Below are 13,072 nucleotides of genomic sequence, written 5' to 3'. Positions count from 1 at the left end.
GCTATGAAATTACATCTAAAAATATGGAGACAAGAGAATAAAAATGCTGATGGCAAACTTGTAGACTATACTTTGGAAAACCTCAATCCGCATATGTCCTTTTTAGAGATGCTAGATACATTAAATGAAAAGCTCATATTAGCGAATGACACACCTGTTGAATTTGACCACGACTGTCGTGAAGGAATCTGTGGACAATGTGGTATGATGATAAACGGGATTGCGCATGGACCGCTGAAAAATACAACTACCTGTCAATTACATTTAAGGTCCTTCAAAGATGGTGAAGTGGTTTTTATCGAACCATTTAGATCTGAAGCATTTCCTGTAAAAAAAGATTTAAAAGTAAATCGTTCTGCATTTGACCGCATTATCTCTTCAGGTGGATTTGTATCCATCAATACAGGACAAGCACCGGACGCACTGACCATTCCCGTAACACATCAAGTGACAGAAGCGGCATTTGATGCTGCTGCCTGTATCGGATGTGGAGCCTGTGTTGCCACCTGTAAAAATGGAAGCGCGGCCCTTTTTACATCAGCAAAAATCAACCATATGGTATTACTCCCACAAGGTAAAGAAGAAAGACTTACTAGGGTCATTGCTATGGTGAATCAAATGGATGAAGAACTCTTTGGCCACTGCTCCAATACGGAAGCCTGTGAAGTTGAATGTCCACAAGGTATTTCAGTACTCAATATTGCACGAATGAATTATGAATATAATCGAGCACATCTATTAAAAAAATAAAGGTTGTAAATACCAATATTCTGGACTACAGTTCATAAAAAAAATTGACCTTAAGAATCAAAAATGGATCAAATAGCAAAACAGCATTTAAATCATTTTATAGGAACTTGGGATACCGAAGGTATTATTCTAAAAACCAATAATGCTCCTGCAGTTAAAATCAAAGGGACTGATACATATTATTGGATTCTAGACAATTCTTTTATTTTGCACCAGGCAAATGTCATGATAGGAACGTCAAATAGCCTTACCCATGAAATTATAGGATATGACGTCGTACGTCAACATTACAGCATGCAATATTATAACAATCAAGGTCAATCTGGCTTTATGAATGCTATATTAGACAATCACCTTTGGACATTTACCGGAACTAACTTAAAGTTTAACGGTGGGTTCAGTAAGGAGAACAATGAATTTTCAGGTATTTGGAAACAGCTGACTGATCATAATATCTGGAGCGATTTTATACACATAAAACTGACAAAAAGATAAAGTTGGTATAGGGTAAAACATAAAAATATTTTACAAAAAAAATCAACTCTGCCCTTTTTTTCTATATTTAAATAAATTATAAAACTCTAAAATATGAAAAAGTACTTTTATACAGATGGCTACACAAACTTTGGTCCCTTTACTCTCGAAGAGCTCAAATATAAAAACATTACACCAGAAACAAATGTGTGGTATGAAGGAATGGGTGACTGGAGAAAAGCCAGTGAGGTTCCTGAGCTTGCTGCTTTATTTTCTTCAAACATAGCCCCCCCTCCTAATCCTCCCAATCCATTTCAAGCAACTGGACAATCTCCCTTCAACCAGTCAGCCGATCCTCAAAATAAAGCCTATGACCCATTTTTAAATATCGTACCTAAAACATGGTTAGTTGAATCTATTTTAGTTACAATTTTATGCTGTCTTCCTTTTGGAATAGCGGGAATAATAAATGCAGCAAAAGTTGAATCCAGATTCTATGCAGGAGATCTGCAAGGTGCACAAAGAGCATCAGATGAAGCTAAAAAATGGACTAAAATTGGTTTTATTGTTTCCATTGTGATGACAGTATTATATGTACTATTGATGATCTTAGGTGTAGTTGGATCTATATTTAATTATGGTAATTAAGAAATATTATCTATGGTCCATAGGGATTATACTTCTATTCATCTTAATTCTTACATATAAGTTCTTTAATCCGATACAGTATGACATTTTTCCTAAATGCCCATTTTATGTCATTACAGGCTACAAATGTCCCGGATGTGGATCACAACGCGCCATACATTATCTTTTAAATTTTGACCTCCAGAACGCATGGAGGCAAAATTTTTTACTGATCATCGCTATCCCCTATATCATCACAGGATTAATCTTTGAATATCAAAAATCACCTACTCCAAAAATGCTTAAATGGCGAAAGATACTATTTGGTTATAAAGCAATTGTAATCGTTTTTATCATTGTAATTGGTTTTTGGATAGTAAGAAACTTATAAAGTAGAAACAGTTACTGTAAGTCGCTTTAATATAAAAAAACATTACGGTAAAAAATACTCATTTCAGATCATCTGTTCTATTTGCACGATTTTAATGGAATGATCTTACTTTAGGAATATGGATTAGATCTTATAGTTAACTCCCAATTCCTATCAAGAACTATCTGTGTGTTTTAAAACTCATAAAAAAAGGAGCGTTTTATTAAAAACGCTCCTTTTATGTATGATAAATTGTTTAATTACAACTTACGTTTTACTTCAACTTGTTCGTATGCTTCAACGATATCACCTTCTTGAATATCATTATATCCTTGAATATTCAAACCACACTCATAACCGAATGAAACTTCTTTCACATCGTCTTTGAAACGCTTCAATGAAGCTAATTTACCTGTGAAAACAACAACACCATCACGGACGATACGAATATCATTATTGCGGTTAATTTTACCATCCAAGACCATACAACCTGCAATTGTACCGACCTTAGAGATTTTAAATGTCTCACGGATCTCAACGTTAGCAACGATTTTTTCTTCAAATTTCGGAGCCAACATACCTTCCATTGCCGATTTAAGTTCTGCAATAGCATCGTAAATGATTGAGTAAAGACGAATATCAATTTGCTCTTGTTCAGCCAATTTACGTGCACCTATAGATGGACGAACTTGGAAACCGATGATAATTGCATCAGAAGCAGAAGCTAATAAAACATCTGACTCTGAGATAGCACCCACAGATTTGTGAATTACATTCACTTGAATCTCTTGTGTTGATAATTTCAATAATGAATCAGATAATGCCTCGATTGAACCATCCACGTCACCTTTTACGATCACGTTCAACTCTTTAAAGTTACCGATTGCCAAACGACGACCGATCTCATCCAAAGTAATATGTTTCGTAGCACGCATACCTTGCTCACGTTGTAATTGAAGACGTTTATTCGCCACATTACGAGCTTCAGATTCACTCTCCATAGTATAGAACTTATCACCTGCAGTAGGTGCTCCTGCCATACCTAAGATTTGAACCGGTACAGAAGGACCTGCTTCTTTCACACGCTCACCACGTTCATTTGTTAAAGCTTTCACTTTACCACTATGAGAACCTGCTAAAATAGGATCTCCCACACGTAAAGTACCGCCTAATATCAGCACTGTTGTCACAATACCTCTACCTTTATCCAAAGCAGCTTCAATTACAGAACCAACAGCACGTTTGTTCGGATCAGCTTTTAAGTCAAGCATCTCTGCTTCTAATAATACTTTTTCTAATAAAAGATCTACATTCAATCCAGTTTTTGCTGAAATCTCCTGTGCTTGGTATTTACCACCCCAATCCTCTACTAGTATATTCATTTGAGACAACTGCTCTTTAATACGATCTGTATTAGCACCTGGCTTGTCAATTTTTGTAAATGCAAATACGATTGGCACACCAGCAGCTTGTGCGTGGTTGATTGCTTCTTTCGTTTGTGGCATCACAGCATCATCCGCTGCAATAACAATAATCACGATATCTGTTACTTTTGCACCACGAGCACGCATCGCTGTAAAGGCTTCGTGACCTGGAGTATCTAAGAAAGTGATCTTACGTCCACCGTCCAATTGTACCGCATAAGCACCAATATGCTGCGTAATACCTCCTGCTTCACCACCTGTTACATTTGCTTTACGCACGTAATCTAATAAAGATGTTTTACCGTGATCGACGTGACCCATTACCGTAACAATCGGAGCACGAGAAATCAATGCATCTTCATTGTCAGCTTCTTCAAGATCAGCAATCTCTTCATCTTCAGGTTTGATAAATTCAATTTGATAACCAAATTCATCAGCAACAATGGTTAAAGTTTCTGCATCTAGACGTTGGTTAATTGAAACAAACATACCTAAACTCATACAAGTCGCGATAATTTGTGTAACAGCCACATCCATTAAGTTAGCAAGTTCGTTTGCCGTTACAAATTCTGTAACACGCAACACTTTTGCTTGCATTTCTCTTTCTAATGCTTCCTCCTCCGCGTTAGTTGCGACATCATCACGTTTTTGACGTCTCAATTTCGCACGTTGAGCAAATTTACCTGACTTACCAGCACCACTTAAGCGCGCTAATGTAGCCTTGATTTGATCTTGGATTTCCTTTTCAGTAGGCTCTTCTTTTGGTACATTAGGTCCATTACTTCTATTATTGAAGGCTGGACGACCTTTATTTGCACCTGGACCTCCTGGACGGTTATGATGTCCTCCTGGACCTCCCGCTGGACGGTTTTGATTATTTCCTCCTGGACCTCCTGCTGGGCGGTTTTGATTATTCCCTGCTGGATGATTTCCACCAGTACGATTTGGATGATTTCCACCACCTTGGTTTGGACCTCCAGTACGATTTGGATGGGTACCACCACCCTGAGGCGGAGTTCCTGTATTATTCGTACGTTTACGTTTACGCTTATGATCATTACCAGTAGCACTTGAAGAAGATGCTACAGGCTTATCGCGATGAGAAGGTCTTGCCGTAGGCAATTCAATCTTACCAATTACTTTTGGACCTGTTAATCTCTCTGCTTTAGCACTAATAACCTCATCTGCAGGATTAACTTTTTTCACTTCCTTTACAGGAGTTTCAACCGGTGCTTTCACAGCAGGTTTTTCATTTTTTGGCTTTTCTTCTACCACTTTCTTCTCTTGAACTTTAGGAGCTTCAGTTTTAACTTCAACTTTTTGAGGTGCAGCAATGACAACCTTAGGTGCTTCTGGCGCTTTCTCTTCTATTTTTTGTGCTTCCACTATCGGAGCTTTAGGAACTTCTACTTTAGGCTCTTCTTTTACGATAGGTTTTGGAGCTGTAGGAGTTGCTTCTTTAACTACCTCAGGCTTCTTCTCCACTTCCTTTGGAGTTTCAGCTTTCACTTCTGGAGTTTCCTCTTTCTTAGGTTTAGATCCTCTTTTCAAAGCATCTAAATCAATTTTACCCACAACCTTCATACCTCCAGTGTGTGTATTTGATGAATTTTCCTTTGCCTCAGAACCCGTTACCTTTTCAACTGGATTCTCTTTTTTATCTGCATTAGATTCTTCTCTTGTATTTACCGCAGCATTTTTTATCAAAATATCTTTTGAAGCTGCAGTTTCTTCATAATCGTCATTTTTAGATGATTCTTTAGGAGAAGCGACTGGCGACTCATCACGACGAATTTTGCCAATCACAATTTGTTTAGCTTCATCTTTCACGATCTTGTCACCTTGAAACTCTTTCAACAGCACATTGTACATCTCTCCGGATAGCTTAGTACCAGGTTTGGCGTCGACGTCATACCCTTTTTTCACTAAACAATCTACGGCAGTAGATATGCCAATATTGAGTTCCTTTGCTGCTTTAAGCAGGTTTGTACCTTTTCCTTCAGTCATCTATTATTTTAACTAATTAAATATTTAATACAAAAATATGTTTTTTTTACATCTCTATAACAATTAAATTCGAAATAGAGATGAAAATAAATTATGTGGCTTCATTTTATTCAAATTCAGCCTGTAAAATACGTAAAATGTCTTTTACCGTATCTTCTTCCAAGTCAGTCCTTCTAGACAACTCTTCTTCTGTCAATGCCAATACTGAACGTGCTGAATCTAAACCTACACGTTTCAATGCATCAATTACCCAGCTTTCGATTTCATCGCTGAATTCTTCGATATCCACATCTTCATCAAACTCGTCATTCTCACGATAAACATCGATCTCATAACCTGTCAATTTACCTGCCAATTTGATATTGTGTCCACCACGACCAATTGCCAAAGAAACTTGATCAGATTTTAAATACACTGCAGCCGTCTTATTTTCTTCATCAATCTTGATTGAGCTAATACGAGCTGGGCTTAATGCACGTGTAATGTAAAGTGAATGATTCGTTGTAAAGTTGATTACATCGATATTTTCATTACGCAATTCACGAACGATACCATGAATACGAGATCCTTTCATACCCACACAAGCACCAACAGGATCAATACGATCATCATAAGATTCTACTGCCACTTTAGCACGCTCTCCTGGTTCGCGAACGATTTTCTTAATCGTAATCAAACCATCAAAAATCTCAGGAACTTCCAGTTCAAATAAACGTTGTAAAAATTCTGGAGCAGTACGAGAAATAAGAATCTTAGGATTATTATTCATCATATCCACTTTATAAACGACTGCACGAATGCTATCACCTTTCTTAAAATAATCTGCAGGAATTTGTTCTGTCTTCGGTAAAATTAATTCATTACCGTCATCATCTAACACAAGCAATTCTTTTTTCCAGATTTGATAAACCTCGCCGATCACCAACTCCCCTTCACGGTCTTTATATTTTTTGAAAACTTCGTCTTTCTCCAATTCCAAAACTTTTGAAACCAAAGTTTGACGGGCTGCTAAAATAGCACGACGACCAAAACTCTCTAACGTTATCTGTTCAATATAATCATCGCCAACTTCTAAATCAGCATCAAATTTCTTCGCTTCTGTTAATTCAATTTCAAGATCATCATCTTCCGAAAATTCATCTTCAACAACAACGCGTGTTCTCCATATCTCTAAATCTCCATTATCAGGATTTACGATAACATCACAGTTTTCATCTGTACCAAAACGTCTACGGATCATACTACGAAATACTTCTTCTAAGACAGAAATAACCGTAGGTCGGTCAATGTTTTTAAACTCTTTAAACTCTTGGAAAGAGTCAATCAAATTGATATTGCTGCTCATTTTTATTTAAATGAAATTAACACCTTAGTTGCTTTTATTTGTTCAAAAGGTATAATGCGAGCAACCTGCTCCGCTTTTTTACCTTTTTCTTTTATTGTTTCTTCAATTGTTATCTGTGCATCCTCAACGGCTAACAATGTACCTTCCGTTTTTGTACCATCATTTAACTTCACTTGCACATTGCGTCCAATATTTTTCTCATATTGCCTTTGATTAACAAAATTAGCATCTAGCCCCGGAGAAGAAACTTCAAGACGATAAGCTTTCTCTACTGTCCCCTCTTCTTCCAACTGAAATCCGACAAATTTACTAACCTGTACACAATCATCGATACTAATTCCCTGATCACCATCTAGCAAAACTTCCAACACGCTGTTCGGATGAAATTTAACACTTACAATAAACAAATCATCGCGATCTGCTAATTTTTCTTGGACGAGTTCGATAACTCTTTTCTCTACATTTTGCATATTCTTTCGAAAACGAATAAAAATACTGAAATCAATGAATTAAAAAAGGGGGCATACGTTGCCCCCTTCCTCTCAGATAAGACAAAGGTAAATATTTTTTTTCAACTATCAAAATATAGATAAAAAAGATCCATCAAAATGATCCTCTAACCCTTATCTACAACCGAATTAATTGTTTTTTGCATTTCTGCCATCATGCTTGTCAAAGTCTCCATAGAAGGTTCATTACTAGGTTCCGGAAGCGTTGTACTAATAAACGCTTTTGCTTTCCAAACTTCCATAATATCACTCGCTTCTACCCAATATGGATCGTAGCTCTTATTATCAGAAACTAACTTCAGACCTTTATCTTCTTTAAATTTAAATGCTATTCGCTTGTAGACAACCCCCTCATCTTTTGAAACGACAATATAGGTCTGCCCTGGCTTAATATCATTCCAGTTCTCCACATATTCTGCGACGACAATAGAACCACTAGCCAAAGGACGCATCGAATCACCCTTGATTTCAAAAGCCCGATAGGTTCCTTGATTGAACATAGGTAACGAAAATTTCGGTAACGTTGCAACATATTCCGGATCAGCATAACCATTCATATAGCCAGCGCTCGCTTTTACTGGAACCAACTCGATATTTTCGCGGTCAAGCCCGTCAACGGTAACACTAAGTACCCGTAAATTAGAAGCATTACTTTTAGGAGCCCGTTTCCATTTTTCATTTATCTCATCATTAGCAAGCTCATCCATTGAAAGGTCATAAAACTCTGCTATTTTTTTTAGTAACTCATATTTTGGCTCTGCCCGATCTTCTTCATACGCCCCTACAGAAGCACGTTTTATCTCCATTAAGTCAGCAAACTGCTGTTGTGTAAGCCTTTTCGTTTTTCTTAAAAACTTAAGATTGGAAGCTATGTTTGGCATATTTTTTTAATTTTAATTTTTAATATCTAAAAATATTAGTATTATTGTGCCAATAAAATTAGTAAAAATTATACAAATAACCAAATTTATTAGCTCAAAACATGAAATCACACACATTATACATCATTACGGACAGCAACAGACAGTTCTTAAATGTAGATATCACATCAGACTTTAACCGGGCGATGAACGAAATAAAAAGCAGCTGCAACATTTTCTTTCCCAATGGTCCACACTTAACTCGTGTCGTTTATATGGAAAAATTTGATTGTCAGGAACACGCTGAAAAAAGACAATTTGAATTAAATCACTTTACACGGATGCAGAAGGAGAAGCTCATCAGAAAACAAAATGCGAATTGGAACAACCTATGTCCAACTAATATGGATACTTCCAAAAAAAAATCGGTTGTTTATACTTCATAAACAACCGATTTAAAATTTTTAAGAGAACGTATTAATCACCAAAACCTAGTGAATCACGCGGTCTTATTGCCGCTGCATCATTATGGGTAGATAAGACGTCAGAAGCATCATCATCTCCAGAAGTCGATAACCCTTCTTCTTGAGTTGTACCACCATTTTGCACATCTTCCAGACCATCGATTAATATCTCATCATCTACAGCGGTCGAATCTGAGACAACCTCTTCACGAGGCGGACGAGGAGTTTCACACTTATACTTCTTTGTAATTTCCACAGTTGGAGCAGGAAATTTACCCTGCGTATAGCCTAACTGCTTATCCTTATAAACAGATTCCATAAATAAACCAAAAATTGGTAGCGCAGTTTTAGAGCCCTCACCGGTCTGCGAATTTTTAAAATGGATATTTCGATCGTCACAACCGACCCACACCGCAGTTACCAGATCTTTGGTAACACCCATGTACCACCCATCTACATACTCCGAAGAAGTACCCGTTTTTCCACCAATCTCATTTTCCTTATCAAAAAGATCATACTCCCATAATGCCTGTGAAGTTCCTCCCGGCTCTTCCATTCCTCCGCGAAGCATATAGGTCATCAACCATGCATCTTGTTTATCCACTACCTGCTTACGTTCAGGTTTAAAAGTTGCAATCACTTTTCCGTCATAATCTTCTATTCGAGAAACAAGAATAGGTGTTACACGTTCACCGTGATTCATCATTGTAGCATAACCATTTACCATTTCAAAAACTGAAACATCATTTGGCCCCAAACCGATCGACGCCACAGGACTCAATTTACTTTCAATTCCAACTCGATGTGCCGCTTCAACAATTTTATCAGCCCCTACTTTCTCTGTCAGTTGAACTGTAATCGAATTTACCGAACGCGCCATGGCCCAACGCAATGACATATCCCGATAGCTAAAATTCCAGTCAGCATTTTTAGGCTCCCAGACTTCAATTGAATCTCCTTTATCAATCTTAATGGTTACGGGCTTATCTTGAATCTGATCACAAGGTGTCATACCGGATTCCAATGCTGCTAAATAAACAAAAGGTTTGAATGTAGAACCTGCCTGTCTTTTAGATTGATTAACATGATCATATTTAAAAAACTGATGATCGATACCTCCTACCCACACTTTAATTTCAGCAGAATATGGATCCATACTCATCACACCCGTATTTAACATAGTTACATAGTATTTGATCGAATCAACAGTGGACATCTCTACTTTTTCACGCATCCGCTCTCCTTTCCAAGAAAATACTTCCATTTCTTTTTTACGGTTCAAGTAGAAATCAATACTATCAGTACGTTGATCATATTTTTTCACCAAAAATTTATAATAGTCTGTCTTTTTTACCAAGTTTTCAATAAATCCAGGAATTACCTTACCAGACAAATCACGCCACGGCTCTTCACTACCCCATGCATTCTTCAATCTCCGTTGCAATACCTGCATCTGCTTAGCAACAGCTTCCTCGGCATGTTTTTGAAGCTTTGAGTTGATTGTAGTATAAATCTTTAGACCATCCTTATAGATATCCATATCATTTTCATCAGCCCACTTCTCCAGCCAACGCTCTACCGCTGCCCGTAAATAAGAATCTTCACCCGCATGTATATCTTTGTTCTCCGTACGTAATACCAATGGCTCCTTTGACAACTGATCAACCTGAGTTTGATCAATATACTTTGCCTTCTCCATTTGAGTTAAAACGACATTTCGGCGCTCACGCGATTTGTCTAGATTACGCATAGGATTATAAATTGTTGTTCCCTTCAGCATACCCACTAATACCGCAGCTTCATTGATGCTAAGTTCACTTGCATTTTTACTAAAATAACGTCGTGCAGCCGTTTGGATACCATATGAATTATTACTGAACGAAACGGTATTTAAATACATCGTTATAATTTCATTTTTTTCATATCGTGACTCCAATTTATAAGCGGTCATCCATTCCTTAAACTTGGTTACAATTAAACCAACACCAGGTATTTTACCAAGAAGACCACCCGATTTATTATAGCGTGTACGATATAAGTTTTTTGCCAATTGTTGCGTAATTGTACTAGCCCCTCTTCTATCTCCAGATAAAGTAGAAACAATACCAGATCCGAGACCTAAAAAATCAACTCCGCTATGTTTATAAAAGCGAACATCCTCTGTAGCCACCAGCGCATTGATCACGTTTTTAGATATGCTGTCAAAAGCCACTGGATTACGGTCTTCATCAAAATAACGACCGATCAAAACACTATCTGCAGTATACAATTCGGTCGAGATATTAACACTGGGCATCGTAATATCCTTTTTTGTAGGCGAGTAGCCAAATAGCCCCAAAAAGTTAAGCTGTATAGCACAAACAAGGACGATTAAAAAATATATAGCAATTGCTATATAGCGTATATATTTATTCTTAATACGTTTAAACATATGGTAAAGGTCTAAAAATGTTTTGTGAAAACAAGCAAAAAAAATAGCTTTTACATGTCATAAAGAAGAATTAACGAAATTTAACATTTCATTATTCCAATTCTGATAATTAGGAGTATAAGATTATAGATAGCTACAAAAATTATACCCAAATACCTTTTCCATGTATTTTTGTTTCTTAAATCAATATAATTTATATAAATTTATATTCGAATTAGTCATAGAAAAACATGTTAAAGCAAACCTTACAACAAAAGTTATTACAAAAACTATCTCCACAGCAGATTCAGTTTATTAAACTTTTACAGGTTCCTACAGTCTCTTTGGACGCACGCATTAAAGAAGAATTAGAGGAGAATCCAGCACTTGAGGACGGCAGTTTAGCAAACATGGCCGAACCGAACGAAGAATACCCAGATCGCGATCCAGATGAGAGTTTTGATAGTGAAGAAAGCTTCGACAGCGATGAGTTCAACGTAGATGAATATATCCAGGAAGATGATTATACTGATTACTCCAACAACTATAATTATACTGACGAAGATGATGATAAAAAAGAGATTCCCATTGCTGTACAAGATTCATTTTTTGAGAAATTACAACAACAGCTCGATTTACTAGCCTTAGATGACCGTGATTTCTTAATCGGTCAGCAAATTATTGGAAGTTTAGATGATGACGGATACCTACGTCGTCCAATATTAAGTCTCATTGATGACCTTGCGTTTTCTCAAAATGTTATCGCTACTGAAAGCGAAGTATTAGAAATGTTAAAGGTTATTCAAGATTTTGAACCGGCAGGTATCGGAGCTCGTGATTTACAGGAATGCTTGCTGATACAATTACAAAAGAAAGATCAAAATAATCCAACCATCATTCAGGCAACTAAAGTTGTAAAAAATTATTTGGATGAATTTACCAAGAAGCATTATGATAAACTTGAAAAATCGCTAGGGTTAACCTCAGATGATCTTAAAAATATTGTAAATGAAATTCTAAAGTTAAATCCAAAACCAGGTGATTCAGGAGCTGTTGCAGGTAAACAGTTACATGTCATTCCCGATTTTCACATCATTAACAACGATGGAGTACTTCATCTAACATTAAACGGACGAAATGCACCAGAACTACGTGTGAGTCGTTCTTACCAGAACATGTTCGAACATTATGAGAAATCCGATCAAAAGGATAAAAAAATGAAAGAAGCTGTTCAGTTTGTAAAACAGAAACTCGATTCTGCGAAATGGTTTATTGATGCGATAAAACAAAGACAGCAGACATTGCTAAAAACAATGAATGCCATCATGGAGTATCAGTATGACTACTTTTTAACAGGTGATGATGTTAAGCTTAGACCGATGATATTAAAAGATATTGCCGATCGCATAGGTATGGACATCTCGACCGTATCCCGTGTTGCCAACTCAAAATATGTACAAACAGAATTTGGGACATTTCTTCTTAAATCATTTTTCTCTGAAGCTATTCAAACAGAATCTGGAGAAGAAGTATCCAATAAAGAAGTTAAAAAGATCTTAGAAGAATGCATCGCAAATGAAGATAAACGCAAACCTCTTGCTGATGAAAAGCTGACCGAAATCTTAAAAGATAAAGGTTACAATATCGCTAGACGTACCGTTGCAAAATATCGCGAAGCACTTAATATACCTGTTGCACGTTTACGTAAAGAATTATAATAAGTAAAAGGCCACCTATATGGACTGACCCCAAAAAGCTGGACTAATTTACGCAGTGTTTTTGATATAATGAGCTCGGTATTCCACCGGGCTCATTCCATTTAAATTAATCCG

11 protein-coding genes are annotated in these 13,072 nt (G+C 36.8%); 6 read left to right on the top strand and 5 right to left on the bottom strand.

Annotated features, from left to right (window positions below; genetic code table 11):
- The first annotated feature begins 3 nt into the window (after positions 1–3).
- From EDF66_RS23765 to EDF66_RS26645, 4 genes are all read left to right on the top strand, one after another.
- Complete coding sequence (locus EDF66_RS23765) at positions 4–750, top strand: succinate dehydrogenase/fumarate reductase iron-sulfur subunit (RefSeq protein ID WP_132845563.1); 747 nt, start codon at positions 4–6, stop codon at positions 748–750.
- A gap of 63 nt (positions 751–813) precedes the next feature.
- The gene (locus EDF66_RS23760; RefSeq protein WP_132845562.1) at positions 814–1,245 is read left to right on the top strand and encodes a DUF1579 family protein; all 432 of its coding nucleotides are present in this window, start codon (positions 814–816) and stop codon (positions 1,243–1,245) included.
- A gap of 93 nt (positions 1,246–1,338) precedes the next feature.
- Positions 1,339–1,872: a CD225/dispanin family protein gene (locus EDF66_RS23755; protein ID WP_165902512.1), complete on the top strand. Its 534-nt coding sequence runs from the start codon at positions 1,339–1,341 to the stop codon at positions 1,870–1,872.
- The gene (locus EDF66_RS26645) at positions 1,862–2,242 is read left to right on the top strand and encodes a DUF2752 domain-containing protein (protein ID WP_132771102.1); all 381 of its coding nucleotides are present in this window, start codon (positions 1,862–1,864) and stop codon (positions 2,240–2,242) included. Before EDF66_RS23755 ends, EDF66_RS26645 begins: the two co-directional genes overlap by 11 nt.
- Before the next feature lie 239 nt (positions 2,243–2,481).
- Here EDF66_RS26645 and infB read toward each other — a convergent pair whose 3' ends face one another.
- From infB to EDF66_RS23730, 4 genes are all read right to left on the bottom strand, one after another.
- Positions 2,482–5,652: a translation initiation factor IF-2 gene (gene infB, locus EDF66_RS23745; RefSeq protein WP_132771101.1), complete on the bottom strand. Its 3,171-nt coding sequence runs from the start codon at positions 5,650–5,652 to the stop codon at positions 2,482–2,484.
- Positions 5,653–5,758: 106 nt separating this feature from the next.
- Complete coding sequence (nusA, locus tag EDF66_RS23740) at positions 5,759–6,997, bottom strand: transcription termination factor NusA (RefSeq protein WP_021189504.1); 1,239 nt, start codon at positions 6,995–6,997, stop codon at positions 5,759–5,761.
- Positions 6,998–6,999: 2 nt separating this feature from the next.
- Positions 7,000–7,467 (bottom strand): ribosome assembly cofactor RimP, encoded by a 468-nt coding sequence (gene rimP / locus EDF66_RS23735; RefSeq protein WP_021189503.1) that lies wholly within the window; start codon positions 7,465–7,467, stop codon positions 7,000–7,002.
- 146 nt (positions 7,468–7,613) lie between these two features.
- On the bottom strand, positions 7,614–8,387 hold the full coding sequence (locus EDF66_RS23730; RefSeq protein WP_132771100.1) for an XRE family transcriptional regulator: 774 nt from the start codon (positions 8,385–8,387) through the stop codon (positions 7,614–7,616).
- 101 nt (positions 8,388–8,488) lie between these two features.
- On the opposite strand from EDF66_RS23730, the gene EDF66_RS23725 reads away from it, so the two are divergent.
- Positions 8,489–8,812 (top strand): GIY-YIG nuclease family protein, encoded by a 324-nt coding sequence (locus EDF66_RS23725; RefSeq protein WP_132845561.1) that lies wholly within the window; start codon positions 8,489–8,491, stop codon positions 8,810–8,812.
- A gap of 31 nt (positions 8,813–8,843) precedes the next feature.
- Here EDF66_RS23725 and EDF66_RS23720 read toward each other — a convergent pair whose 3' ends face one another.
- Complete coding sequence (locus EDF66_RS23720; protein WP_132845559.1) at positions 8,844–11,261, bottom strand: penicillin-binding protein 1A; 2,418 nt, start codon at positions 11,259–11,261, stop codon at positions 8,844–8,846.
- 230 nt (positions 11,262–11,491) lie between these two features.
- Between EDF66_RS23720 and rpoN the strand changes: the two genes are divergently transcribed.
- Positions 11,492–12,958, top strand: coding sequence for an RNA polymerase factor sigma-54 (gene rpoN / locus EDF66_RS23715; protein WP_021189499.1), 1,467 nt, complete (start codon positions 11,492–11,494; stop codon positions 12,956–12,958).
- The last annotated feature ends 114 nt before the right edge of the window (positions 12,959–13,072 follow it).

Source organism: Sphingobacterium sp. JUb20, assembly GCF_004342035.1.
Lineage (GTDB): Bacteria > Bacteroidota > Bacteroidia > Sphingobacteriales > Sphingobacteriaceae > Sphingobacterium > Sphingobacterium anhuiense.
The sequence above is the reverse complement of the archived record's forward strand: the minus strand, read 5'-3'. Positions and strand labels throughout refer to the sequence as shown.